23 protein-coding genes are annotated in these 26,408 nt (G+C 33.5%); 10 read left to right on the top strand and 13 right to left on the bottom strand.

The window, feature by feature from the left end:
* Positions 1–268: 268 nt before the first annotated feature.
* The 4 genes from DMB71_RS09255 (at position 269) to DMB71_RS09240 (ending at position 4,525) form a co-directional block, all read left to right on the top strand.
* Positions 269–985 (top strand): NUDIX hydrolase, encoded by a 717-nt coding sequence (locus DMB71_RS09255; RefSeq protein WP_111365532.1) that lies wholly within the window; start codon positions 269–271, stop codon positions 983–985.
* A 33-nt stretch (positions 986–1,018) separates the two neighbouring features.
* Complete coding sequence (locus DMB71_RS09250) at positions 1,019–1,720, top strand: NUDIX hydrolase (RefSeq protein ID WP_111365530.1); 702 nt, start codon at positions 1,019–1,021, stop codon at positions 1,718–1,720.
* Between the two features lie 163 nt (positions 1,721–1,883).
* Entirely contained in the window at positions 1,884–3,680 is a 1,797-nt protein-coding gene (lepA, locus tag DMB71_RS09245) for a translation elongation factor 4 (protein WP_026728216.1), read from the top strand.
* A gap of 227 nt (positions 3,681–3,907) precedes the next feature.
* A complete protein-coding gene (locus tag DMB71_RS09240) occupies positions 3,908–4,525 on the top strand; it encodes an outer membrane beta-barrel protein (protein WP_111365528.1) in 618 nt (205 codons plus the stop codon).
* A 57-nt stretch (positions 4,526–4,582) separates the two neighbouring features.
* On the opposite strand, the gene DMB71_RS09235 is transcribed toward DMB71_RS09240, so the two are convergent.
* From DMB71_RS09235 to DMB71_RS09220, 4 genes are all read right to left on the bottom strand, one after another.
* Positions 4,583–4,780: a hypothetical protein gene (locus DMB71_RS09235; protein ID WP_111365526.1), complete on the bottom strand. Its 198-nt coding sequence runs from the start codon at positions 4,778–4,780 to the stop codon at positions 4,583–4,585.
* A gap of 5 nt (positions 4,781–4,785) precedes the next feature.
* A complete protein-coding gene (locus tag DMB71_RS09230) occupies positions 4,786–6,177 on the bottom strand; it encodes a radical SAM protein (RefSeq protein ID WP_111365524.1) in 1,392 nt (463 codons plus the stop codon).
* The gene (locus DMB71_RS09225) at positions 6,167–6,910 is read right to left on the bottom strand and encodes a prolipoprotein diacylglyceryl transferase (protein WP_111365522.1); all 744 of its coding nucleotides are present in this window, start codon (positions 6,908–6,910) and stop codon (positions 6,167–6,169) included. The genes DMB71_RS09230 and DMB71_RS09225 overlap by 11 nt, the downstream gene beginning before the upstream one ends.
* Positions 6,911–7,039: 129 nt before the next feature.
* Positions 7,040–7,534 carry a hypothetical protein gene (locus DMB71_RS09220; protein ID WP_162614807.1) on the bottom strand — a complete coding sequence of 165 codons (495 nt, stop codon included), beginning with the start codon at positions 7,532–7,534 and terminating at the stop codon, positions 7,040–7,042.
* 165 nt (positions 7,535–7,699) lie between these two features.
* Between DMB71_RS09220 and DMB71_RS09215 the strand changes: the two genes are divergently transcribed.
* Positions 7,700–8,662: a helix-turn-helix transcriptional regulator gene (locus DMB71_RS09215; protein WP_111365518.1), complete on the top strand. Its 963-nt coding sequence runs from the start codon at positions 7,700–7,702 to the stop codon at positions 8,660–8,662.
* Between the two features lie 39 nt (positions 8,663–8,701).
* On the opposite strand, the gene DMB71_RS09210 is transcribed toward DMB71_RS09215, so the two are convergent.
* On the bottom strand, positions 8,702–9,199 hold the full coding sequence (locus DMB71_RS09210; protein WP_111365516.1) for a DinB family protein: 498 nt from the start codon (positions 9,197–9,199) through the stop codon (positions 8,702–8,704).
* A gap of 48 nt (positions 9,200–9,247) precedes the next feature.
* Positions 9,248–9,727: a DinB family protein gene (locus tag DMB71_RS09205; protein ID WP_111365514.1), complete on the bottom strand. Its 480-nt coding sequence runs from the start codon at positions 9,725–9,727 to the stop codon at positions 9,248–9,250.
* 263 nt (positions 9,728–9,990) lie between these two features.
* Between DMB71_RS09205 and thiL the strand changes: the two genes are divergently transcribed.
* Positions 9,991–11,037 (top strand): thiamine-phosphate kinase, encoded by a 1,047-nt coding sequence (thiL, locus tag DMB71_RS09200; RefSeq protein WP_111365512.1) that lies wholly within the window; start codon positions 9,991–9,993, stop codon positions 11,035–11,037.
* Between the two features lie 122 nt (positions 11,038–11,159).
* On the opposite strand, the gene DMB71_RS09195 is transcribed toward thiL, so the two are convergent.
* From DMB71_RS09195 to DMB71_RS09175, 5 genes are all read right to left on the bottom strand, one after another.
* Positions 11,160–11,858, bottom strand: coding sequence for a response regulator (locus DMB71_RS09195; RefSeq protein ID WP_111365510.1), 699 nt, complete (start codon positions 11,856–11,858; stop codon positions 11,160–11,162).
* Positions 11,848–13,899 (bottom strand): tetratricopeptide repeat-containing sensor histidine kinase, encoded by a 2,052-nt coding sequence (locus DMB71_RS09190; protein WP_317048397.1) that lies wholly within the window; start codon positions 13,897–13,899, stop codon positions 11,848–11,850. Before DMB71_RS09190 ends, DMB71_RS09195 begins: the two co-directional genes overlap by 11 nt.
* A 93-nt stretch (positions 13,900–13,992) precedes the next feature.
* Positions 13,993–14,265 (bottom strand): hypothetical protein, encoded by a 273-nt coding sequence (locus DMB71_RS09185; protein ID WP_111365506.1) that lies wholly within the window; start codon positions 14,263–14,265, stop codon positions 13,993–13,995.
* 179 nt (positions 14,266–14,444) lie between these two features.
* Positions 14,445–15,263, bottom strand: coding sequence for a LytR/AlgR family response regulator transcription factor (locus DMB71_RS09180; protein ID WP_111365504.1), 819 nt, complete (start codon positions 15,261–15,263; stop codon positions 14,445–14,447).
* A 270-nt stretch (positions 15,264–15,533) separates the two neighbouring features.
* Positions 15,534–17,075 carry a glycine--tRNA ligase gene (locus DMB71_RS09175; protein ID WP_111365502.1) on the bottom strand — a complete coding sequence of 514 codons (1,542 nt, stop codon included), beginning with the start codon at positions 17,073–17,075 and terminating at the stop codon, positions 15,534–15,536.
* Positions 17,076–17,173: 98 nt separating this feature from the next.
* On the opposite strand from DMB71_RS09175, the gene DMB71_RS09170 reads away from it, so the two are divergent.
* Positions 17,174–17,854, top strand: a complete 681-nt coding sequence (locus DMB71_RS09170) for a ComF family protein (protein WP_239452951.1) — start codon at positions 17,174–17,176, stop codon at positions 17,852–17,854.
* A 17-nt stretch (positions 17,855–17,871) separates the two neighbouring features.
* Here DMB71_RS09170 and DMB71_RS09165 read toward each other — a convergent pair whose 3' ends face one another.
* Complete coding sequence (locus tag DMB71_RS09165) at positions 17,872–20,541, bottom strand: zinc-dependent metalloprotease (protein ID WP_111365498.1); 2,670 nt, start codon at positions 20,539–20,541, stop codon at positions 17,872–17,874.
* Positions 20,542–20,733: 192 nt separating this feature from the next.
* On the opposite strand from DMB71_RS09165, the gene DMB71_RS09160 reads away from it, so the two are divergent.
* The 3 genes from DMB71_RS09160 (at position 20,734) to DMB71_RS09150 (ending at position 23,193) form a co-directional block, all read left to right on the top strand.
* Entirely contained in the window at positions 20,734–21,681 is a 948-nt protein-coding gene (locus DMB71_RS09160) for a bifunctional riboflavin kinase/FAD synthetase (RefSeq protein ID WP_111365496.1), read from the top strand.
* Positions 21,682–21,779: 98 nt separating this feature from the next.
* Positions 21,780–22,217 (top strand): hypothetical protein, encoded by a 438-nt coding sequence (locus DMB71_RS09155; protein WP_111365494.1) that lies wholly within the window; start codon positions 21,780–21,782, stop codon positions 22,215–22,217.
* A 109-nt stretch (positions 22,218–22,326) separates the two neighbouring features.
* The gene (locus DMB71_RS09150) at positions 22,327–23,193 is read left to right on the top strand and encodes a cupin-like domain-containing protein (protein ID WP_111365492.1); all 867 of its coding nucleotides are present in this window, start codon (positions 22,327–22,329) and stop codon (positions 23,191–23,193) included.
* Positions 23,194–23,234: 41 nt separating this feature from the next.
* Here the strand turns inward: DMB71_RS09150 and DMB71_RS09145 are convergent.
* Positions 23,235–26,408: T9SS sorting signal type C domain-containing protein (locus DMB71_RS09145; RefSeq protein ID WP_111365490.1), on the bottom strand; the 3,174-nt coding region annotated here is incomplete at its 5' end.

Genomic DNA, 26,408 nt, shown 5'->3' with positions numbered 1-26,408 from the left:
GGTTATTTTTTTTCGATTCTAATAAATCATAATTCATTTTTATGAATGCTGTAAAATCCAAATAAGAATTGAAATAAAAAATATAGAAAAACCAACATTTTATAAAATTGACACTCAGACACTTAAAAAACAATCTAAAAACGAGAACTTTTTAAGCATTTTCCAAACCATTGATTGTCAATTTTTTGTTTCGTTAAAAAAAATATAAGGCCTTCAAAAAGGCTAATAATGATTTTATTTATTTAATTTGTCAAAATTTATCTCACATATGGTTGAAAATGTAGAAGACAAAACTGCTCAGAAAAATGAAAACAGCGCGATGAATGCCATCACGATTGACTGTGTCATTTTTGGTTTCGACAAAGGCAGTCTTGAAGTGCTTTTGGTGCAGCATGCTGAAGGTATCAGTAAAGGAAAATGGGGACTTCCAGGAGGATGGATTTATAAAAAAGAAAGCACAGACAATGCCGCTCATCGTTTATTGAATGAACTTACAGGTCTTGACAATATATATTTGGAACAACTGAAAGCGTTTGGAGATCCAGATCGTTTCCCACTGAGACGTGTAATTACAATTGGCTATTATGCTCTTGTAAAAAGAGAAGATTATAATATTAAGGCTGGTTTTACGGCTTCTGATGCACAATGGTATAAAATAGACAGTATTCCAGATTTGATTTATGATCATAACGAAATTCTGGCGTACAGCATAAAACATCTTCGAAGCAGAGTTCGTCAAGCACCAATTGGATTTAATCTGCTTCCTGAAAAATTCACTTTATTGCAACTCATGCAATTGTATGCAGAAATTTTAGGAATTGAAATGGACAAACCCAACTTTAGACGAAAAATTCTGCACATGAAACTTTTGGTGGCATTAGACGAAAAACAACAAGACGTTTCGCACAGAGCTGCTCAGCTATATAAATTTGATCCTGAAATTTATGAGCAATTAACTGAAAAGGGATTCAATTTTGAATTCTGATTTTCAATACAAATTAATAACGACAAGAATACATTGGCAGAAATAACTACTAACCACCACAAACCAGCCGTGGACGGAATCACAATCGATTGTGTCTTTTTCGGATTTAATAAAGAGAGTCTTGAAGTGCTCTTGGTTCAGCATGCCCAAGGAGAAAGTAAAGGAAAATGGGGACTTCTTGGCGGATGGCTTCAGCTGGAGGAAAGTGCCGATGATGCCGCACAGCGTATTTTGCACGAACTTACCGGACTTGAAAATATTTATCTCGAACAGCTCAAAGCATTTACAGACCCGAAACGTGTTCCAGAAAGGCGTGTTGTCACTATTGGCTACTACACTTTGGTCAATCGGGAAGATTATAATATAAAAGCCAGCTTACGTGTTATTGAAGCAAAATGGTATAAAATCAATGAAATTCCTGAGCTGATTTTTGACCATAATGAAATTTTAAATTTCAGTTTATCACAGCTTCGAAACCGTGTGCGTCAGGCGCCAATAGGATTTAATCTTCTTCCTGAAAAGTTTACTTTGTTGCAGCTGATGCATTTATATGAAGAAATTCTTGGAATCGAATTGGACAAATCAAATTTTAGACGAAAAATTCTTCACATGAAACTCCTGACAGAGCTAGATGAAAAACAAAAAGATGTTTCGCATAGAGCGGCCAAACTTTTTAAATTTGATGATCAGATGTACAAAAAATTAACTGAAAAAGGATTTAATTTTGAATTTTAACGTGAATTTTAATTCACATCTTTCAACTATCTAAGAACACCATTCCAGAATCCAAAACTTTGCGCTATCTTTGCGCCTTAATAACATGCTTTAAAGCAATTGTTTTAAAGCCGATTATTCCCAAAAAAAGACTTAAAATCGATTAGAGAACCGATATATTAAAATGAAGAAGATACGTAATTTTTGCATTATTGCACACATTGACCACGGTAAGAGTACATTAGCAGACCGATTACTAAGTGCGACACAAACCGTTACAGCTCGTGAAGAAAAAGCGCAATTGCTTGACAACATGGACTTGGAGCGCGAGCGTGGAATTACCATTAAGAGTCATGCCATTCAGATGGAATACAAATACAAGGGTGAAGAATATATCTTAAACTTAATTGATACTCCTGGTCACGTTGACTTTTCATACGAGGTTTCAAGATCGATCGCTGCCTGCGAAGGAGCTTTGTTGATTGTTGATGCGGCGCAAAGTATTCAAGCACAAACCATTTCAAACTTATATTTAGCACTTGAAAATGACTTGGAAATCATTCCGGTTTTAAACAAAGTTGATTTACCAAGTGCAAACCCTGAAGAAGTTAGTGATGATATTATCGATTTACTTGGTTGTAAATTAGAAGATATTATTCATGCTTCAGGAAAAACTGGTTTTGGTGTAGAAAACATTCTTGCTGCCATTATCGAAAAAATCCCTGCTCCAAAAGGAGATCCGGAAGAACCGTTGCAAGCTTTGATCTTTGACTCAGTTTACAATCCCTTCCGCGGAATTGAGGTAATCTTTAGAGTTGTAAATGGTGAAATCAAAAAAGGCCAGAAAATTAAATTCATGGCTACTGACAATGAATATTTTGCTGACGAAATTGGTACTTTAAAATTAAATCAAGTCCCTAAAAATGTAGTTTCGGCGGGAGATGTTGGGTATTTGATTTCTGGAATTAAAGAAGCTCGCGAAGTAAAAGTGGGTGATACAATTACAGATGCAAAAGTTCCTACAACAAATATGGTTGCTGGTTTTGAGGATGTAAAACCAATGGTATTCGCAGGTATTTATCCTGTTGATACTGAAGATTACGAGGATTTACGTTCTTCGATGGAAAAATTACAATTGAATGATGCATCTTTGGTGTTTACTCCTGAAAGTTCTGCGGCATTAGGATTTGGTTTCCGTTGCGGATTCTTAGGAATGCTTCACATGGAAATTATCCAAGAACGCTTAGAGCGTGAGTTCGATATGACTGTAATTACTACAGTTCCTAACGTTTCGTACTTAGCGTATACTAAGAAACATCCGGAAACTCCAATCGTTGTAAACAATCCATCAGATTTACCAGAGCCTTCAAAATTGGACAGAGTTGAAGAGCCTTTTATTAAAGCAACAATCATTACAAAAGCTGATTTCGTTGGAAACGTAATGAGTTTATGTATCGAAAAACGTGGTTTAATTACCAACCAAACCTATTTAACAACAGAACGTGTTGAGTTAAACTTTGATATGCCATTGGCGGAAATTGTATTCGATTTCTATGATCGTTTAAAAACAGTTTCTAAAGGTTATGCTTCTTTCGATTACTCTCCTATTGGAATGAGAACTTCGAAATTGGTTAAATTGGACGTTCTTTTGAATGCACAAACTGTTGATGCACTTTCTGCATTGATTCACGAAGATAATGCTTACAACATCGGTAAAAAAATGACCGAAAAACTACGCGAACTTATCCCAAGACAGCAATTTGATATTCCGATTCAAGCTGCAATTGGAGCTAAGATTATCGCTCGTGAAACTATTAAAGCACTTCGTAAAGACGTTACTGCAAAATGTTACGGTGGAGATATTTCGCGTAAGCGTAAACTTCTTGAAAAACAGAAAAAAGGTAAAAAACGTATGCGTCAGGTAGGAAACGTTGAAATTCCGCAAGAAGCATTTATGGCTGTTTTGAAATTGAATGACTAGACTTTCTTTTCAGATAAAAGAGTAAAGAACCAAGAATATAGATTAGACCCGATGACTTATGTTGTCGGGTTTTTTATTGTTTAAGTTTAAAAATTACAACGTCAAAACTTACAAATAAGACAGATTATTAACTCGAAAAATTCAATATTAACCCATTCGAACAAATCGAAAGCCTTTTTAACACAGAAAATGTATTTTTAATCTTACAACTTTAACATTACAAGACTATGAAAACCAAATTTTCTGTTATTTTAGCACTATTCACATTCTGTTTTGCAAATGCTCAACAAGACCAGGTTGACTCTGAAATGAATTCTGCAAAAGGCGTTACTTTCCAAAAGGGCGATATGTTTTTAGAAGGATCAATCAAAATTAGTACAGGCGGAGACGCAGACTATTATGGCTTTAGCCCAAAGTTTGGCTATTTGCTAAATGATAAATTTGCTGTTGGAGCTAAACTAAATTACTCAAGCAACAAAGTGGAAACAACTCAAGTAAAAACGAATGTTTTCGGAATTGGAGCTTTTGCTCGTTACTATTTCTTAGAATTAGATAAAAAACGTTTTAAAACTTATGCTGAACTTGGTTTAGGTTACGGAAGAAACAAAACTGAAATACCACAAGTTGGAAGCGATACGGACAATAGCTTAACAGCTGATATTAATGTTGGTCTAAATTACTTCGTAACCAAAAATATCGCAGTTACTTTTGTTTTAGCAAATGTTTTGGCTTACAACAGTGTTTCTCCAGAAAATGGTCCATCGTCTGATACTTTTCAATTAAATATCAACTTATTTGAAAATATTTTCGACCAGCCACAATTTGGAGTTTTGTATAGATTTTAATTCACTTTATAAATGCTCAAAAAAAACCCAAATAATTCTGTTTATTTGGGTTTTTTCTTAAGACAAAAGCGTTCCGCATATTCCTAATCCAATAAGCAAGTATAATGCTCCAATAATAAAACAAACTTTTGCTCCATTGGGGTTGCTTTTCTTTATTGCAAAACCGGTAATTGCCATTAAAATTGGCGGCCCCACCATAATCGCTATAAAAATTGCGACCAAACCTCCTAAATTGCCTACTTCCAGTGCTGTCATATGCTTTATATATTAGTTCTTAATTCTTCTAGTCTTTTTATTTTATCATCTCTGTAAAACAAATTCATTGTTTCAAACGGAATTATTTTATTATCCTTATTGACAATATGCACGCATGATTTTTTTATTGCTCTCACATCAAAATTATAGGCATCAATAAACTGCATGATGATAATTCGAAACAAGTTATCATAACCTAGTTCTGGCGCATCAATATTAGGAAGACAACATAATATAGATTTCAGATTTTCCTGTGCAACTTCTACAGAATTTCCCGTACTAAACAAGTCTATCATTTTGCCACGAAGTACTTCATCTTGCTCGTAAATAATTGTGTTTTTACTATTGTCCAATAAATCGTTCGGATTAATATATCGTGTCAGTGGAAAAACTTCGTCTCCTAGTTTCAAAGCATAACCCATAACTAAAGCATCGGGATTACAAGGAACTGGAAGTAAATCATCTGAATTAAAAACATTGGTTTGCTCCAGAATTTTTCTTCTCACTTCTGTTAATGTCATTCGATCGGTTTCTAAGTTAAAATTCTCCAATCGGCCAGCAATTTGAGTCGGCTGAAATGTAACTCCTCGAACGCATTTTTGCTTTAAGGCAAACTCAATAATTTTACCTATTTCATGATCGTTTAATCCTTTTTGAAGCGTAACAACCAAAGTGGTAGATAAATTAACTTCATTTAGATTTTCTAAAGCTTGTTTTCGTATTTCGCTTAAATCGGCTCCGCGCAATTCCTGTAATACACTATCTTCAAAAGAATCAAATTGAAGATAAATTTCAAAGTCTGGAGAATAGCTTTTTAGTCGCTGAACAAATTCTTTGTCTTTTGCAATTTTAATTCCGTTTGTGTTTAGCATCAAATGCTTTATCGGAATTGATTTTGCATAATCCAAAATTTCAAAAAATTCGGGATGTATGGTTGGTTCACCTCCACTAATCTGCACTACGTCTGGTTCTTTTTCATTTTTAACAACCGTATCGAGCATTGCTTTTATTTCTTCGAGAGTTCTGTGCCTGCCATAACTAGGTGATGAACCTGCATAACAAGTTGGACACGTCAGATTGCAACGATCTGTAACCTCAACAACTGTAAGGCAAGAATGCTGTTCATGATCTGGGCATAAACCACAATCGTACGGACATCCGTAATGGGTTTTTGTATTAAAAGTATACGGCATCTCGGATGGTTTATTGTAGTTTCGGATATTCTTGTAATATTGAATATCGTCGGCAATCAAAACCTTAGAACTTCCGTGTTCTGGACATCTTTTAAGCATATAGACATTCTCGTCTTCAAAAACAATTTTGGCATCAATTCTCTTTAAGCATTCTGGGCAAAGGCTTAATGTAAAATCATAATAGGTATATTTTCTAACTGGCATTTTTTACAAATAAATTTAAAATTGTTTTGTTATAATAAAGCAGACAAATCAAACATAAAATCTGAATCGAACTTATTCCAAAAATCAGGAAATAATTTGGTTTTAAAAATTCTACAAAAAAGCGAAACGCAAAATAGGCGATCATAAAATATTGAAATAGCAAACCGTTTTTAAGATTTTTTGTTTTTAGTTTCTTCAAAACATAAAACAAAATAATCAGAAAAAGTAATTCGTATAAGGCAATTGGATGCCGCATAACGTTATCTCCAAGATTCATTCCCATAAAAAAAGTCGTTTTTTTTCCATACGTAAACTCATTAGTTCCAGATAAAAAACAACCGATTCTCCCTATAAAAATTCCTAGAATAATCGGAAAAGTAAATAAATCACCTGATGACTCTTTTTCGCCAATGATTTTCTTTGCAATTTCAACACCCAAAAGTCCGCCAAACAATCCTCCCATAATGGTCTTCGCATTGAAAAGGTCTAAAATTGCTTTTGCATCAGAATGAAAAATAGGATTTTCCAGAAAACCCATAATTCTAGAGCCTAAAAAAGCTCCAATTGCAGCACCCAATATAATTGACAATCTGTTGGAAGAAACAATAGTATCATTGGTTCTTTTTCTCAAAAAAACATAATATTTATATCCTAAAAAAAATGCCACATATTCTAAAACTAAATGGATATTAATTTCATAACCAAAAATAACTGGCTCAAAAGGAAGTTTCATTCTATATTCTAAAATTTAACACTATAATTCTGTAAAAATGCAAAAAAATGTTTAAACTCATTCTGACTTATAAAGTAAAAGCTGTTTCAATTTGGAACAGCTTTTTTATTCCAATAAATTTTGGTTTTATTATGCTGATGGCTGATTTAGAGACCATCCATCCAAAATTAGATTCTGAATAAATCTATCATTTTCAGTACCATCATGTAAATTATAAATATTCTCTTTTGCTACAAAAAAATGAGTGAGTTTATGTGATCCATAAAATCCCCCAAAAAGAATGGAAAAAAAACCTGCTATGAAAAGAAACACGCCTAAAGTCGAAATATAATAAAACAAAAGTCCCAATAAAAGTGGAACTATCATGCATGTTATTAATCTGGATTTACTCACATATTTATCATGAATTTCTTTGCACGATGCACATCTTGGAATCCCAATTAATAATTTTGAATATTTTACGGATCTATACACAATAAGATTAGTACGGTCGTTAGTAACATAAAGTGCTACAAAGTGAGTATCTTTCATGTTTTTTATTTGCGATTCTTCGCAATATGCACATGTGGTTTCTTTTGGTTCAAATCTTTTTTCATATTCATTGAAAGTGTAGTTATCAATCATATAAGATATTTTATAATTTAATAATGTTTCTATATTACCTTTCAAAAGTACCTTTTCATATTTTAATAATTAAAAAATATTTAAAAAAATACCAAAAACTGTATCTTTGAATCTCTACAAAAGCTTAGAATCTCAGCAACTCAGAACCTTAGAATCTTAAAAAAAATGCTCGACGAAACTCCAAAACGATTTGACAGAATTGTAGCCATTCTTATTCAATTGCAATCTAAAAAAATTGTAAAAGCACAAGAATTGGCCGATCGTTTTGAATGCAGTTTAAGAACAATTTATCGAGATATCAGAACTCTTGAAGCGTCTGGTGTTCCTATTTATAGTGAAGCTGGAGTTGGTTACGCGTTGATGGATGGTTATCGTCTTCCACCAGTTATGTTTACACGTGAAGAAGTGAGCAGTTTTATTGCTGCCGAGAAACTAATGCAAAAATTTACCGATCCATCTTTGGGAACACATTATGCGTCGGCGATGTATAAACTGAAAGCAGTTTTAAGAAGTAACGACAAAGATTATCTTTCGAATATCGAATCTAGAATTGTCATGCAAGATGCAGAACCGATGTTTAATGATAATTCGCCCAATACTTTGGCAGTTCTATTTGAAGGAATTGCAGAGAAAAAACAAATTCTCCTGACCTACAAAACTTTTGAAAAAGATGAAACTACAGAACGTAATCTTGAACCGGTAGGAGTTTTTCATGACAATAACAATTGGTATTTTCTGGGATATTGCCATCTTCGAAAAGATTACCGACAGTTTAGAACCGACAGAATTCAGGGAATTAAAAAAACAGATGTTGATTTTACAATCGATCATGACGCTTTGGAAACCTATTTAACCAAAACAGAAACGCATCCAACAACAAAAGTTCGTCTTTTAATTGACCGAAAAATAGCGAGATATTTAGCAACCGAAAGAAAATATCATGGCTTTATTTCGCAAAAAGATGTAGATGATGAAAAAATCGAAATGACTTTTATGTCAAGAGATATTAATAACGCTTTTCCGAGATGGTTTTTGATGTTTGGAGATTATGCAGAAATTCTGGAACCAGAAATACTAAAAACCAACGTACTGAAATTATTGGAAATCAACAAGCAAAGGCTTTTATAGAAAAAACTCCTGATAGAATTATCTACAGGAGTTTTTCATTTATTTCTGTTTTACCACATTATAAAAATTGTAATCTGTGTTGGAAGCATCTGTGATTCCGATATTTCTTCCCATCGTTACAATCTGTCCACGGTGATACGTTCCGTGATTAATAACTTGCAGCAGATAATCTGAAACAGGCAATTCGCATTCAAACCACGGATTTGTAATTTTAACTTCTTTCATCAAATCTTCTTCTGACAATGAATTGATAAGGTGTTTCAATCTTGTAGATGAATTGAGTAATCCTTCAAATATTTCATCTTTTGACAATTCGTTTTCAGGCTTCTTTTCTGCCATATCATTTTCAGAAATTACAGAAAACCAATATTCTTCTGTAGACCAAATATGATCTAGCGTTTTCATGATAGTAGAGAAACTCGATTGCACTTCTGCGTTAAGCAATTCATCTGACTTTGACGAAAGCCAGTTTACAAATTGCTGGTTTACCCATAAATTGTAATCTGCAAAATTGGACATTATCTTTTTTAAACTCATAGCAGTTGATTTTTAGAATGTGATATTAAGATAGTAAAAATTTACGAATTATCTTTCCCAGAAAAATGGTGGTTCGATATTTAAAGCTCTTAAATACACATAAGCTTGTCCGCGGTGGTGTACTTCATTATCGATAAAATATAAGATATTCTGAATTACAGGAAATTCATATTGTCCAAAAAGGTTAAAAGTTTCACTAAAATCTTCAACTGATAATTGTTCCCAATATTTATTGATTTCTGCTGTTGCTTCATCCCATTTTTCAAGATATTGCGCTTTAAAAATCAATTTTTCTGTTCCTTCTGAAAAAGGTGCAGTTTCTTTCGTTACGATTCCTTTTAAACCTGGAACTGCAATGGCCAAAAGCTCATCCACTAATTTTGAGAAAGGTCTCATTCCGGCAATTGAAAATTCGAAGAAATCTTTCTCTGGAAAAATTTCAATTAAACGACGTGTAAGTGCTCTGTGACCTTGCCAATGTTTCAATAAATCTTCTGAAGTAATAACTTGTGCTTCTAATGTTTTCATGGTTTTAAAGTTTAAATATTTTTAATACTTCAAAAGTAAAATGGGCTGGTGACAACAGTTTGTCAGCAGTAAAAAAAATATTTTTATTTATTTTTAATTTTCTTTTAATCTATTCGGAAATACTGTGCGTAGACGCACTGCAGTGCGTCTCTACAGAATAAACAGGGGGTAAAAAACTTAGAACCTTAGTATCTTAGAATCTTAGCATCTTTAAAAAAATCCTTTGTACCTTTGCACCTTTATAACTTTGGAACTTAAGAGAAATGATAGAAGATAAAAATCAGCAGAGAACTAGCATAGCTCAATTGGGCGAATTCGGTTTAATTGATCATTTAACCAAAAATTTTGATGTTACTCAGGAATCGACTTTAAAAAGTATTGGCGACGATGCTGCTGTTCTTGATTTTAAAGACAAAAAAGTAGTAGTTTCTACCGATTTATTAATTGAAGGAGTTCATTTTGATTTGGCTTACGTGCCTTTGAAACATTTAGGATATAAAGCGGTTGTAGTAAATGTTTCTGACATTTGTGCAATGAATGCAAAACCGACTCAAATTACAGTTTCGGTTGCAGTTTCTAATCGTTTCCCACTTGAAGCTTTAGAAGAATTGTTTGCAGGAATTACACATGCAGCAAAAGAATATAAAGTTGATGTTATCGGTGGGGACACAACCTCATCTCAAAAAGGATTAATTATTAGCATCACTGCAATAGGAGAAGCTGACGAAAATGAATTGGTTTACAGAAACGGAGCTCAAAAAACCGATTTATTAGTTGTAACTGGTGATCTTGGTGCTGCATATATGGGATTGCAAGTTTTGGAACGCGAAAAACAAGTTTTCCAGGTTAACCCAAACAATCAACCCGATTTAGATCCTTATACTTATTTGGTAGAACGCCAATTGAAACCTGAAGCACGAAAAGATGTTCGAACTTTACTTCATGCTTTAGATATAAAACCAACTGCAATGATCGATATTTCAGACGGATTGTCTTCTGAGATTATTCATATCTGCAAACAATCAAAAGTAGGCTGTAATTTGTATGAAGATAAACTGCCTTTAGATCCGCAGTTTATTTCTACTTGCGAAGAATTTAATATCGACAGTACAACGGTTGCCATAAACGGCGGTGAAGATTACGAACTTTTATTTACGATTGATATTAACGATTTCGATAAGATAAAAGGAAATCCGAATTTCTCAGTTATCGGACATATGACAGAAGAAAATGAAGGAATCCATCTTGTAACCCGTGCCAATACAAAAATTGCTTTAAAAGCCCGCGGATGGGATGCTTTGACGGAATAAATTTTAGAAAATTCAAAAAATAAAAATTCCAAATTCCAATGCTCGTGTCATTATTGGAATTTGGATTTTTTTTTATTTTGCTTTTTTTTGGAATTTGGAATTTCAATATTGGAATTTTATATTTAAAAGAGCCCTTTGCTTTTTGCTTCTTTTACTAACTCGTGATCGGAACCACTTTTTATTTTTAGCAATTCCATTAAATGCTTTTTTCGCTTCACGATGGCATTTAAAGAAATTGGAATATTTTCCAGCACTTCATGAATTGGAGTTCCCATATCTAAATGAATTAATATCTGTTTATCGTACTGATCAATTTCAATTGCATTATGTGTCGACTGATTAAGCATTTTTACAACCGACTGGCTGTAGTACTTTTCATTTTTCATTACTTTATCAAAAGCCAAAAGCAATTCGTCAAAAGTAAGATCATTTTTGATAATCAATCCGTTGGGCTGAATTGACCTGGTAATGGTTTTAATTTTCAGCAATTCGGTATACATTGTCAAAAGAATAATCTTGCAAGATGGCATTTTTTTCAAAAGTAATTTTGCCAGATCTTCACCAGAAAAAATCTCTTTTTCTTCATAAGGCGGCATACTGATATCCAAAAAAGCAATATCAAAATCAGTTGTGTTATTATTTTCTATTATATCATAACCTGACCTACAATCGTGCGCTTGGGAAATTAAAAACTCATATTGTTTTGGATTATAACGAGTTATAGCATTCTTATATCCTTCAATAATAAATGGATGGTCATCTACTATTAAAATATTCTTTTTAACTAATTGTGGAACTGAAGCTGTTAAATCAAATGTCATTATGCAGGTTATTATTTGGCTCTATTGGGACTTTTATGGTGAGAATGGTTCCTTCTCCTTTTACAGAATTTATGGTAACTGTTCCTTTGCACTCTGTTGCTCTGTATTCTATATTATTAAGACCAATTCCGTTTTTGGTTTTATTGGTATTAAATCCAATTCCGTCATCTTCAATGGTTAAAACTAGATTATCATTTTCATTTTTAAACTCTACTTTAATAATATCAGCCTTGGCATATTTATTACAATTTTGAAGTCCTTCCTGAACAATTCTATATAAATTGATTTTTTCAATGTTGCTTATTAAATCCCATTTAATCTCAGGATCAAAAACAGTAATCAATTTCGAACTATATGTATTCTTCTGATCTTCAAATAGTTTATTCAAAATCGAAACAAAATTATTAATTAATTCCGATTTTTCTCTATTCAAATCATGCGAAATTTCCCGAATATCCTGTTCAACATTTTTCAATTCGTCAAGATATTTTTTTCTCTTAGCAATAGCTTCAGATTCATCTAACTTATCCAGGCTATCCAAACTTATCCGAATGCCAAACATACGCCCTAAAACACCATCATGCAATTCCTGAGCAACTTTCTTCTTTTCTTTTATTCGCGTAAGTTCAATTTCGTTCTGCTGCGAAATCATCAAATTATAAATATCTTCGTTTGCAATCTGCTGTTGTTGTTTAAAAAGAAGCTCGCGATTTTTGGCCTGCTGTGTTTTATAAACATAAAAAAACAACCCTAGCAATGTACAAATACTAAATACATAAATCAAGGTTTTATTTTTTTCCTGAAGATTGGAGTTCTGATCTTTAATTTCATTAGTTTCGTATTCGATGCGAGAGAATTTTTCTCCCATTTTGCGTTCTGCTTTTAACATTTTTTCGTTAAGTTCAATATATTCCTTAGAATATTGAGAAGCATTTTCGGGATCAACTGCTGCGGTTTGCTTAAGAGCTTCTAAAGTATTTACAATCCTTGTAGATGTACGAGATAATGTCAAAGCTTGTTTTGAAAATTGAATTGCTCTAAAGGTATCTTTTTTTAAAGCGTAATACTCTGACAAGTGTATTTTACTTGATACCGTTCCAGAAGTAAGATCAAGACTGTCTCTAATTTTTAGAGATTTATAAAACAGCTCCGGCATCTGATCGAGTTCATTTAGTTTCAACTTAGCGTATCCTAAATTATCAAGTAAAATTGCATACAAACTGGATCTATTAATGAAGAGATTTTTTTCTTGGAGACCTTTTTCAAAAAAAACTTTGGCACGTTTATAATTCCCCATACGCATATAAATATAACCCAAGTTATTTAAAGATGCTGCTTTATATTGAAAGTCTGAAGGGATTTTTTTATCATCCAAAATATTCAAGGCTTTATTCTGAAATTCTAAAGCTTTAGCAAATTCTTCTCTTTCATTGTAGAGAATACCTAACAAATTATAGCTTTCATAAAGCAATTCGTTAACATCCTGCTTCGTTTTCAAAATACTCAAAGCTTTAAAAACGGTTATTTCACTTTCAAAAAAATCACCTTCGTTATATTGCAGATTGGCTTTATTTAAAAAAGTCTTGACCAAATTTAATTGATCATTAATTTTCTGATACGTTTTTTCGGCTTTATAATAATTCAGAAAAGCACTATCAGAAATAGATTGAGATAAATAGTAATCACCCAAATAAATATAGGCTTTTGCGATATGTACCGAATCTTTTGATGCGCGAGCCCTTTCTAAAATTAATTTAGTTGTTTTAAGATAGGCTTTCCAATCGCTCATATTGTAATAACGATTAGCAACCTTAAAAAGATTTACTTTATTGAGTGAATCATCTTTTTGTTCTAAAATGATATTTAATGCTTTCTGAACGTATTTTTGTTTAATCTGTAAAGGCAGTTTATCCTCATTTGCTAAAGTAAGATAAGTAGGAAGGCTGTCTTTAGAAGAAGTCATCTCTAAATTTTCTGTTTTCTTGGTACATGCCAATACAACAAAGAATAAAAACAGTAGTATTTTTTTTAGCTTCTTCAATTGTGCCTTTGAATTTTATCAAAAATAGTAAAACTATAGACACAAAAAAAGCTGCCAAAATTTGGCAGCTTTGATTATATAATTTTATTTCTTTTAGTCTACTTTTTTATCGTGTCCTAAAACTTGATTAACACTTGCAAAGTTTGCATTGCTATTTTTTTGGAATGATTCAGCAACTCCATGAAAATCATGTTTTCTAATAACTCCGCCTGCTGCACCACCACCAGTTGTTGATGGACCATCTACCGGAGGTATAATTTTAATAGAATCATTAGATGCTAAATATGTTGGAACTTCTGTTGATGCAAAAGAAGTTGCTACTGCTACTAAAGAAAATAATCCGATTGTTAAAGCTGTTTTTTTCATGACCTGAGGTTTTTTAATGTTTGTTTAATTTTTTTGGAGAAAGATCCGCTGTTTACTTGCGAATCAGAGTGTAAAACTAACACCAGGTTGAAAAAAAATTTATACGAAAAATTGGGTTTGTGGTAGATCGTACCCAATTGATAGTCAATGGATAGCAAATCCATGTAATTGTCTAATTTTTAGACTTCTAGATAATTTCCCGCTGCAAAATCGGAAATTATCTGCTCAATATTTGCTCGATAGGTTTTAGAAAAGGGAATCTTTTTTGTGGAGTTTTTTATGTAACAGATTGAGTTTCCGCTATGAATCCTTGAAATATAATTTCGATTTATTACATAACTGTTATGAATACGGATAAATGGATACGCCAAAACACTTTCAAAATGTTTCAACGTTCTAAACGCCGTAATCATTTCACCATTGTTTAAATAAATATCGGTCGAGTTATTATCGGCTTGAAAATAACAGATATCTTCGGCATTTAAATATCGATGATCTCCATATGATTTTATGCAAATGGTTAATGGCTTTTCGATATTTTGAGGAATTGTAACGTTATTGACATTGTCAATTACAATTGAAGTCTGTTCTTCTGTTGAACTTGCTGCTTTTACCTCAAAATTTGCCTTTTTAAGCTTCAAAACAGTTTTCAGCAGATCAATATGTGCAACGGGTTTTAGAAGATAGTCAAATACGCCATATTGAATAGCATCAAAGGCTTTGTCTTTTGTATTTGCAGTAATAATAATTTTTGGAATTTCCTGAAAGAAACGATGCAATTCGCTAATGAAAGTCAAAGACAAATGACTTGACATATTTTCGGGTTCGATTTCTAAAAAAATCAAATCAGGTTTGTTTTCTAAAGCCAATTCTAAACCGTCCTGAAAATTTGATGCCGATCCCGTAAAAGATAATTCTGAAAAACCTGAAGCGGTTGTTTGGGTTTTCAAAATACTCTCAGCATCATCATCAATTATAATATACGAATACTTTTTCAATTTCAGGTTTTGTTGGTTTTCTCACGGCGCAATCATAATCAAAAAAATACTCTTAATTGCTATGTAAAGAAAAAAAATTGGTCTTTATCGTAATACAAATTTAAAATTACGCAATTAAAAAATCTAAGCAATTCATTGTTAACATATTACAGACAAATGTTAATACATAAGGATGAAATGCAAAAAAAGCCGATAAAATACCTGCTTTTTAAAATCAAAAATCCCAAACTCCTTTACGGAATTTGGGATTTCTATAATAAACTGTAAAGATTACATTTTCATTAACCAGTTTTTCATCGAAACTTCGTTTTCGATAATACCTCTTAATTCAGCAATTTTTACACGATCTTGTTTCATTGTATCTCTATGACGAATCGTTACCGTTTCGTCTTCAAGTGTCTGATGATCTACTGTAATACAGAAAGGCGTTCCTAAAGCATCTTGTCTTCTGTAACGACGCCCTACAGCATCTTTTTCATCATAAGCCACATTGAAATCCCATTTCAAATCTTCAATGATTTTTCTTGACACTTCTGGTAAACCATCTTTTTTAACTAATGGCAATACTGCCGCTTTAGTTGGCGCTAAAACTGCTGGCAATTTTAAAACTGTTCTTGTAGAACCATCTTCTAATATTTCTTCTTTTAATGAAGTTGCAAAAACAGCCAAGAACATACGATCTAAACCTACTGAAGTTTCTACTACGTAAGGAACATAGTTTTCGTTTAATTCAGGATCGAAATATTGTAATTTTCTTCCAGAATATTCTTCGTGCGCTTTTAAGTCAAAATCTGTACGAGAGTGAATTCCTTCCAATTCTTTAAATCCGAATGGGAAATTAAATTCGATATCTGCTGCTGCATTTGCGTAGTGTGCTAATTTCTCGTGATCATGAAAACGGTAATTTTCTTTTCCTAATCCTAAAGATAAGTGCCATTTTAAACGAGTTTCTTTCCAGTACTCGTATGATTTCATTTCTTCTCCTGGACGCACAAAAAATTGCATTTCCATTTGTTCGAACTCGCGCATACGGAAAATAAATTGTCTAGCCACAATCTCATTTCTGAACGCTTTACCAGTTTGAGCAATTCCAAAAGGAACTTTCATACGACCAGATTTCTGAACGTTTAAGAAGTTCACAAAAATACCTTGAGCTGTTTCTGGACGCAAATATAAATCCATTGCATTTTCAGCAGATGCACCCAATTTTGTTCCGAACATTAAGTTAAATTGTTTTACCTCTGTCCAGTTTTTAGAACCAGTTTCAGGATCAGCAATTTCAAGCTCTTCGATCAAAGCTTTAACATCAGCTAAATCTCCAGCTCCCAAAGAACGCCCTAAACGCTCTCTGATTTCTTTTTCTTTAGCTAAATATTCAATTACACGAGCGTTTGTAGTTACAAACTCTTGTTCGTTGAATGCATCGCCAAAACGGGCTTTTGCTTTGTCGATTTCTTTTTGAGCTTTTTGGTGAATTTTTTCTGCAAAATCTTCAACCAAAACATCAGCTCTATATCTTTTTTTAGAATCTTTATTATCAATTAATGGATCATTGAAAGCATCAACGTGACCAGAAGCTTTCCAAGTTGTTGGATGCATCAATATTGCAGCATCAAGGCCGACAATATTTTCATTCATCTGAACCATTGATTTCCACCAATATTCACGGATATTCTTTTTTAATTCGACACCGTTTTGTGCGTAATCGTATACAGCACTTAAACCATCGTAAACTTCGCTTGACGGAAAAATAAATCCGTACTCTTTTGCGTGCGAAACCACATTCTTAAATATATCTTCTTGTTTTGCCATAGTGATGCAAAAATATAAAAACTAGCTATATAAAAAAGAAAAATTATAAAGATTGAAGCTTTGATTTTGTTACTTTTGTAAATAAAATCTCTCTTTTTGTGATTAATTATCTAATAAACCTATTTTTCCCTAAAGTCTGTAGCGGATGCCACTCTATTTTGCTTCAGAATGAAAAAGTCTTTTGTACCATCTGTAGACATGAGATGCCTCTAACCCAATACCATTTAAACCCCGAAAATGAAGCTGTAAAAAAGTTCTATGGTAAAATTGATATTCAATTTGCATCAGCCTTTTTGTATTTTAATAAAAAGGGAATGGTTCAGGAATTAATCCATAATTTAAAATATAAAGGGCATCAGGAAATCGGAGCTGTTTTAGGAAATTGGTACGCGGAAGATTTAAAGGAACTTCAATTAGAAATTCCTTTTGACGCTGTCATTCCCGTTCCGCTCCATAAAAGAAAATTTAAGGAACGAGGCTATAATCAGGTAACTACTTTCGGGAAAGCAATTGCATCGGGTTTTGAAATTCCTTTTGTAGAAAATATTCTAATCCGAAAATTATATACCAAAACGCAATCCAAGAAAAACCTTTTGGGAAGATCTGAGAATATTGAAAACATTTTTGATGTCAAATTCAGCGAATCTAATCACAACAAACATTTCCTAATTGTTGATGACGTACTTACAACAGGAGCAACACTTGAAGCATGTTCAAAAGCGTTACTGAAAATACCTGGCGTTAAGATTAGTATACTCTGTATGGCAATGGCACATTAACCTTTGAAGCTCAAAAATTAATTCACCAATATTTTTTTCACTTCTTTTCTGTTACCATCAGTAACCGTTACAAAATAAAGGCCTGAAGGCACATCTGGCAATTGAATATCCTGAATAAAATATCCTGAACCTTGAAAAGTTCTATTGTAAACATATTTTCCATTAATATCATTAACGTAAACTTTAATCTCGCTTACTGAATCTCTTTCAAATTGTACTGTAAAAGTTCCTTTGTTTGGATTTGGATAGGCAACAAAATCGACATTTTCAAAATCTTCATTTCCTAATGTGTAGGTTTTAGTGCAAATATTTACTGATGCAGAATTTATTGTTCCTAGAGAACCTACTTTGTCATCAAAAACTCTAAAAGTCCAATTTCCTTGTGGGTTTTCTCCATTAAAAGCAGCTAGAGCTGTTGAAGGAATAACAATTTGGCTAGTAGTTGTATTACAGTTCAAAGCTGTTCCGCTATCGTCAAACTGTAAAGCAAAAGTTGAATTTGTACTTCCACAGTTTTTATTGAATAAAGTCACCACTGTTCCGCTTGGACTTATGATTTGCATAGTCAGATCTGAAAATCTCGCATGTGTTACATTTACAGAAACATTGACATCCGAAACTAATCCAGACGAAGAAGGTACAGAAACTGTTTTATTTACATTGACATTAACATCGGTAGAATATCCGCCACCAAAATTATAAGATGAACAAGATGTTGAAACTGTATATCCTACTGCAAATGGTTTGCTATTTATAGCATAATAAATATTATTAACTGGTTCTATCAAAAGTCTGCAATTGGTTGAAGCATCAATTTCTGGAACTAATATCGTTTCAGAACCATCATTTGGAGTATTGCTGGCTAAAACAATTGGAAATGTTACTCCGCCATCTACAGATAGTTTAATATTTACGTTTGATGATCCTGGCAATGTATTCGTATTATTCACACTCCATGTAATCATTTGTGCAGATCCTTTTGCCCACCCCAGATTATCGTCTGTTTGCGAAGTTACTGCAAACGGTCCAGCTGCGGCAGTTACAGTTACAATCATAGCATCTGTATTGGTTTGACCCTTTCCTAAAGCGGCATTGTCTCTTCCGGTAAGCGTAAAATTCATTGTTTTTGCAATAGAAGAAACAGATTCCCAACTTGTCGTCAATTGATTATTTAACACTGAACTTAAAGCTGGCATGTAACGAACAGGCGAAGTTGTTGGCGGTAAAGATCTAAACATCGGCCCATCTGGTTTTGTAGGATACGTTAAACTGTTACCTGCAAAAGTTGTAGTGGCACTATCAAATTGCTCCCAAGTATAAGTTATAGAATTTCCTTCAGGATCAGAACCGGTACCTGTCAAAATAAATGGCGTACTAATTGGAATTGTATAATCTGAACCCGCATTTATAACAGGCGGATTATTATCTGTTATAGGTATAGATACTGGACAAGTTTTCCCTGCCAGAACACTCTGTATTTGACTAATACTTGCATAAGCAAAATAATCATCTGAATGACTCTGAACATTATAATTTGTTATTCCAGCATATCCCATAATGGTTGAACCACTTCCTGGTTCGTAACACGCTCCAAATCCTTCATTTGCATGCGAATAAGTATGCGTTGCACCAAGTTGGTGTCCCATTTCATGAGCAACAAAATCAATGTCAAAGTTATCACCCAGAGGTTTCGCATCTGCAGGAGATGTATAGGCACTACCCTTTCCAATAGAATTGCTAGGAGTCGGACTGTCACATACACAGCCAATACAACTTGCAAGCCCTCCGCCGCCAGAACCTCCAAACAAATGACCGATGTCGTAATTGGCTTCGCCAATAACACTAGTTAACGTTGTCTGCACTTCTTTTGGCCAAGTAGGATTACTATCAGCGGCACCTATACTAGGAATAGAATAAGGATCTGTAGAAGCGTCTGTATAAACAACAGCGTCATTATTTGCAACTAAAATTAACTGTACTGCAAGGTCTCTATTAAAAATACCATTTACTCGAGTTAAAGTGGCATTCATTCCAGCCAAAGCTCCTGCTTTTGTTCCGCCAAAAAAAGCGGTATATTCTCCCGTACACGATAATGCCAATCTAAGTGTTTTAAATTGTTTGGCATTAGAAGTTGTTCTCGCAGTAGCTGTAGATTTATTTTCAGAAATCAAATTAATCGTTTTACAATTCAAAAGCGCTCGTGAATCTGCATTGTCTGTCGATTTAAATAAAACGTATTCCGACTTATTGTCTGGATTTTGTTCAATATATTCTGTTGGTTTTGCTGTTCTAAAAACCATAGTCTGCATTCCGATGGGAGCAACGCTAAAATGTATTTTCGCATTTTTATCGTCTATTCCGCGACCTTCATAAGACCTGATTTCTGGATATTTTGCTTGTAATTCTGGATCAAAATTAGAAGATTCCCAAACAGAAAAACGTTCTAAAATTCCATCCGAATTTGGAATAGTAATCTCCGATGAAGTATTTTTTGCTGTTTTATTTGATGCCGAAGCTAACTTTGAGCTGAGAAGACTTGTATTTAATTTATAATATAATTTATTGGAACTTAAGCCATCTGCTTTTCGAGAAAGCGATGAAGAAGTTACTTTCTGCCATAAAGCATCTTGTGCATTCATTGTTGCAGAACAGAAAATTAAAAAAATAAAAAGTAGTTGTTTTTTCATACTCTTAAAATATATAATCAAAATTACTTCAATTAATTTGAAATCATATTATTTATATCGCAATTATTGTTTTTTAATCGACGAGTCGTCTTATTTTTACAAAAAGATAGATTATGCAATAAAATTCGATTTAACATATCATTAAATTTAAAAGAGAATAGTATAAATTTGCAGCATCTTAAATAATTTGTTTTGAAGCTCTTTCATTCTATAAACGATTTTCAGTCAACCAAGAAAACAATTTTAACTCTTGGAACCTTTGATGGCGTGCATATTGGTCATAAAAAAATTCTTGAGCGAATTACTCAAAATACTGAAAACGGAAAATATGAAAGTTTAGTACTTACCTTTTTTCCGCATCCGCGAATGGTTCTTCAAGAAAAATCGGAAATAAGATTGCTGAATACTATTGATGAAAAAATAAAACTTTTGGAAGCAACTGGTATAGAAAATCTAGTTGTTCATCCTTTTAACGAAAGTTTTTCAAGATTAACTGCCGAGGAATTCGTTCGTACGATTTTAGTTGAAAAATTCCAGATTCAAAAAATTATTATTGGACATGATCATCGTTTTGGCCGCAATAGAACTGCAAATATTGATGATTTAATTGCTTTTGGATTAGAATACGGATTTGAAGTAGAGCAGATTTCTGCTGAAGAAATCCAAGACGTTTCGGTGAGCTCGACCAAAATTAGGAAAGCCTTAAATGAAGGCAATATGGCTTTGGCCAATGAATATTTAGGTTATAGCTATTTCTTGAACGGAAAAGTTGTAAAAGGAAAACAGCTTGGAAGAACAATTGGTTTTCCAACAGCAAACATTCACATTGAAGAAGATTATAAACTAATACCGAAAATTGGTGTTTACGTTGTAAGAGCTGTTGTAAACGAAGAAACTATTTACGGTATGATGAATATTGGTTTCAATCCGACAGTTAATGGTGAAAAACAGACTATTGAAGTCCATTTGTTCAATTTTGACAAAGACATTTACGATCAGAAGATTGAAGTTTCTTTACTGCATTATATTCGTGAAGAACAAAAATTTGGTTCGTTAGATGCTTTAAAAGCTCAGATTAATCAAGATCAAACCGATTCTTTAGCTTTTATAAACTCTTCTTTAAAAAACCAGACTGCATAGTTTTTACCGTTTTTAAATCATCGTAGCTATTTTTTTAGTAAATTTGATAGAAGACTGTTTTTCAAACATTTACTATTAACTTCTAAAAAATAACCACTATGAAACTACCTAAAGAAATTACCAACGGGTTTTTGATTTTCCTCGGAATTGGCATTTATTTTTTATTAATGAATGTATTGGGGTTGGCCGATTTGTTTTATTTGAGAACACTTAACGTTTTCTTTATATTCTACGGTGTTAATAGGACCATGCAGATGAATCTCCATGAAGGGGAAACCAATTTTTTATCTAATGCCATTTCTGCAATGACGACTTCTGTGGTTGGTGTATGCATGAGTGTTTTTGGCTTATTAGTTTATAGTTACGCCCGAGGCGGAGATGCTTATGTTAGAACTTTATCTGAAACATTTATGTTCGGAGGAAATCCATCAGTACCAACTTATTGTATCTGTCTATTGTTTGAAGGAATCGCTTCTTCTGTAATAGTAACTTTAATGATGATGCTGTATTGGAATAACAAATATGCAGCTGATTGATTTTGAAATCGATTAGATTAAAAAATTAGTCTAAAGAGTTCGCAAATTTCAACATTTTTTTTTAAATTGCTTGTAGCTCAGAGCTATAAGCAATTTTTTATTTAATAGAATGAAGTTAAAACAAATAGAAAGGGTTAAAAAAATCTCTAAAGCAGATTTTGTTTCCCAATATGTAAAAAAACAAATTCCTGTTGTTATCGAAGAATTGACCGAAGACTGGCCAGCTTATAACAAATGGAAATTATCTTATATAAAAGAAATCGCAGGAAATTCAATCGTTCCTTTGTACGATGACAGACCTGTAAATCATGAAGACGGATTTAACGAGGCGCATACCACAATGAAGATGAGTGATTATATTGACTTATTAGAAGAAAAGCCTACTAATTACCGTATTTTCCTTTATAATCTCATGAAAGAGGTTCCTTCTTTAAAAAACGACTTCTTATGGCCCGATATTGGCTTAAAATTAGTCAAGCAGATGCCGATGCTGTTTTTTGGAGGAGAAAATTCGAAGGTTTTTATGCACTATGATATTGATTATTCAAACATTCTTCATTTTCATTTCCATGGCGAAAAACAATGCATGATTTTTCCTCCTAGCCAGTCGAAATTTATGTATAAAGTGCCTCACGCTTTAATTTCAAGAGAAGACATTGATTTTGATAATCCTGATTACGAAAAATTTCCTGCACTTAAAAATGTTGAAGGCTATATTACTAACCTGAAGCATGGTGAAATGCTATACATGCCTGAAGGATACTGGCACTATATGAAATATTTAACACCAGGATTTTCGATGAGTCTTCGCTCTTTTCCAAAAAACATAGTCAATTTATCTAAAGCGGCATACAATGTTTTTATTATGCGCCATTTTGATATTATGATGCGAAAAATTCAAGGTCAAAAATGGATTGACTATAAAAACAAAAAAGCTCTTAAAGATACACATCAAAATTTACAGCGTGCACTTTAATAAGAAAGCGGTTGAGATTTCCCTCAACCGCTTTTTTTATTTTACCTGAATACTATTTTTTGAGTAACTGTTTTTCCGTTATCTAAAGTCATTTTGATGAGCAAAACTTGAGGTCCCGATTGAAAATTGGTTATAACCCACTCTTTACTTCCTATTTGTTTTTTAAGATATAGCTGTTTTCCTCCCATGTCATAAATAGTGACTTCTTGAAGATTTTCTTGTTCAGAAATAGATTGCAGTTTGATATTTTTATCTTTAACAGAAACAACAATTTTTTGGTTTTGATTTTCAAAATCTTCATTGCCAAGCGCTTTATCATCATCACCATTTGTATAACGTAAAACAAAACGATTAAGAAAAGTTCCCGGTGCTGACCTAAACGTATAACCTCCTGTTTTAAGATTATGAATCGTATTTGTTACATTATCTTGCAGATAAATATTCTGAGTGCTTAAATTTCCATCTGTATGATCTATTGCAATTGTGAAATTACCTTCTGGAATAGTAGACTTATATCCTAAAGGAACTGTATCGCTCACAACAAAAGGCACTGCACGACCTTGAATGACAAGTTTTTTATCTTCATTTATACTATAGAAATCAACATAAGGATTTGCATTCAGTGTAACTGCATCATAATTATAATCAAAAGAATTTGTTGCTCCCGTTACATATCCAATTAGTAATTGTTTAAAAGCTCCTTCTGTATTTGTAAAATTCAGCCATACGCGATGTTTTTCAATAAGAGCTGTACTGGCAGATTTATAAAACTGAGTATTATTACTAGCTACTCTCATCGAATTTGTATATACAGGATTCTGCCCTGTTCTTGATTTAGCAAAAAAACCTTGTCCTGCAGCAATATATCCCGATGGGGCATTTTGATTTCCTGGAGTTGTTGCTCCTGTTCCTTCCATTTGACCTACTTCTATATTTCCAGATAAATTATAATAAGCAAAGTCGCTGCTAGTGTAAGTAAAGGTATTGGTTCCTGGAATTAAAGTAGGAGGGCTATTATGTGTCCAAAAATACAATGTCCCATAAAGACGATCTGCATTGTCATGAATAAATTGATCTGCATACATTGCTGAAGGATATGGATTCCCTAGAAAAACTAATTTTTCAGCTATAGCTGACGGTCCTATAATCGTTCCGTTATTTGGCACTCCAATAAATTGGCCTCCGAAAATTTGAGTCGAATTCAAATCATAGAACTGAGGAGATCTAATACTATAGCCATTTCCTTTCACCATTTCTTCTGCGCCATTACTAATTAGTATCCATTTTTCAGTTGCAGAATTGAATTTATGATATTTATCCCAAAGCGTGTTCGGCGATAAATCATGTAACGTAAAAGCTGGCACACGAGTTACTGGCGAAGACCAATACGTAACATCATAACGTCTTACTGGTGTTGTATTTCTTTTGTAAGTAATATTTCCTGTATTATCTACATCATTAATTTGAACTAAGCTTGAATTGTTTTCAAAAATTAAACTTCCATTACCCAGTACATTTACTTCATTTGTTACAGTAATTGAATTTGTGCCTTGTACAACGAGAGACCCATTATTCTCAACTGTTAATCTGCTGACAAAAAAATTGGCATTAGTTCCAGAGATAACAGGATGAACCCCTACGTTTGGAATATCTACACAATCAGAAGCAATAGGAACACTTGCGGGCGTCCAATTTGCTGGATTTCCCCAATTGGCATCAACACTTCCATTCCATGCTTTAGTAACAAAAGCATTTATCATAATCGGTGTTGCTGCTGATATACAGCCTGATGTACTATTTCTTACTTGTACACTGTAACCGCCAGAAGATAGTCCTGTAAATACTCCAGAAGTATTACTAAAATCTACTCCGTCTACACTATAAGTATATCCAGTTCCTGAAGCTGGAGAAGTGACTGTAATTACACCTGTATTATTTACACAGGTTGGCAATTGAGTTACAGAAGCTGTTGGCGCAGCTGCAACCGCATTTACTGTTAAAGAAACATTTTGACTTGCTTGACAACCGCCTGAAGTTGTAATGATCATTATTCCGTTGTAAGTTCCTGAGGCTGTATTTGCTGGCACATTTACATTTATAATGTCTCCTGATCCCGAACTAAAAGGAAATGGTGTAGTTCCTTGATCTGTTAAGGCAACCCAGTCAATAGCATAATTAATTGGAGAACCTGTGGTTGAACTATAACTCAAAGTAGTGGTTTGAGCTGATAAACTTTGACAAACTGGAGTAAAGACTCCTGATGTGTTTATAGTTGGAAGACCGTTAATAGTCAAAGAAATTGCTTGTGTTGTTTGACAGCCGTTTGATGTAAAAATTGTCATTACACCGCTGTAAGTTCCAACGGCAGTGTTTGCAGGAACATTAATAGTATTGATAATTCCGCCAGCAGGATCAAAAGAAAAAACGGTAGTCCCTTGATCATTTAACACAGCCCAATCAATTGAATAGCTAATTGGTGTACCACTTGTTGCGGAATATGGTAAAGAAGCTGTTTGCGCTGATGTATTTTGACAAACAGGAGTTAAATTTCCTGATGTAGTAATTGTTGGAGCTTGATTAACTGTTATTGTGAAATTACTTGCTGTAGAAATACAGCCATTCGCATTTTTTACTGTTAATATTCCTGTATAAGTTCCTACTGCAGTCCCAGCCGGAACTGCAATGCTTATAGGACTGGCGGTTAAAGCTGCATCTGTAATATCTGTAAAACTATTTGCTGGAGTAGCATTCCAGACAATGCTGTAAGAAGTCGGCGAGTTTGTTGAGGCGCTATAGCTTAAACTCGAAGTTTGGGCTGAAGCATTAAAACAGACCGCACTCGCTGTTCCAAGTGTGATTGACGGCAATGGATTCACCGTCACTGTAAAATTACTTGGTGCCGAAATACATCCATCAGCATTTTTTACCGTTAAGATTCCTGTATAGGTGCCTGCAGATGTTCCAGCTGGAACTGCAATGTTTATTGGGCTAGCACCTAAAACTGCATCGATAACCGCTACAAAATTATTTGCAGGAGACGCGTTCCAGGTTATACTATAAGTTGTTGGCGAATTTGCAACTCCACTGTAAGGCAATGTTGTACTCTGCGCATTCGAACTTGTACAGACCGCCGTAGTTGCGCCCAACGTTATTGTCGGCAAAGGATTTACGGTAACAGTAAAATTGTTTGATGTTGATACGCATCCTGCCGCATT

The organism is Flavobacterium tistrianum (assembly GCF_003254545.1).
Classification (GTDB): Bacteria; Bacteroidota; Bacteroidia; order Flavobacteriales; family Flavobacteriaceae; genus Flavobacterium; species Flavobacterium tistrianum.
Note: the sequence above shows the minus strand (reverse complement) of the source record. Positions and strands in the feature narration are given on the sequence as shown.

Coding starts and splice junctions, on each gene's coding strand:
- DMB71_RS09255 (WP_111365532.1), top strand. CDS start 269: ATGGTTGAAAATGTAGAAGACAAAACTGCTCAGAAAAATGAAAACAGC.
- lepA (WP_026728216.1), top strand. CDS start 1,884: ATGAAGAAGATACGTAATTTTTGCATTATTGCACACATTGACCACGGT.
- DMB71_RS09240 (WP_111365528.1), top strand. CDS start 3,908: ATGAAAACCAAATTTTCTGTTATTTTAGCACTATTCACATTCTGTTTT.
- DMB71_RS09235 (WP_111365526.1), bottom strand. CDS start 4,780: ATGACAGCACTGGAAGTAGGCAATTTAGGAGGTTTGGTCGCAATTTTT.
- DMB71_RS09230 (WP_111365524.1), bottom strand. CDS start 6,177: ATGCCAGTTAGAAAATATACCTATTATGATTTTACATTAAGCCTTTGC.
- DMB71_RS09225 (WP_111365522.1), bottom strand. CDS start 6,910: ATGAAACTTCCTTTTGAGCCAGTTATTTTTGGTTATGAAATTAATATC.
- DMB71_RS09220 (WP_162614807.1), bottom strand. CDS start 7,534: ATGATTGATAACTACACTTTCAATGAATATGAAAAAAGATTTGAACCA.
- DMB71_RS09215 (WP_111365518.1), top strand. CDS start 7,700: ATGCTCGACGAAACTCCAAAACGATTTGACAGAATTGTAGCCATTCTT.
- DMB71_RS09210 (WP_111365516.1), bottom strand. CDS start 9,199: ATGAGTTTAAAAAAGATAATGTCCAATTTTGCAGATTACAATTTATGG.
- DMB71_RS09205 (WP_111365514.1), bottom strand. CDS start 9,727: ATGAAAACATTAGAAGCACAAGTTATTACTTCAGAAGATTTATTGAAA.
- thiL (WP_111365512.1), top strand. CDS start 9,991: ATGATAGAAGATAAAAATCAGCAGAGAACTAGCATAGCTCAATTGGGC.
- DMB71_RS09195 (WP_111365510.1), bottom strand. CDS start 11,858: ATGACATTTGATTTAACAGCTTCAGTTCCACAATTAGTTAAAAAGAAT.
- DMB71_RS09185 (WP_111365506.1), bottom strand. CDS start 14,265: ATGAAAAAAACAGCTTTAACAATCGGATTATTTTCTTTAGTAGCAGTA.
- DMB71_RS09175 (WP_111365502.1), bottom strand. CDS start 17,075: ATGGCAAAACAAGAAGATATATTTAAGAATGTGGTTTCGCACGCAAAA.
- DMB71_RS09165 (WP_111365498.1), bottom strand. CDS start 20,541: ATGAAAAAACAACTACTTTTTATTTTTTTAATTTTCTGTTCTGCAACA.
- DMB71_RS09155 (WP_111365494.1), top strand. CDS start 21,780: ATGAAACTACCTAAAGAAATTACCAACGGGTTTTTGATTTTCCTCGGA.
- DMB71_RS09150 (WP_111365492.1), top strand. CDS start 22,327: ATGAAGTTAAAACAAATAGAAAGGGTTAAAAAAATCTCTAAAGCAGAT.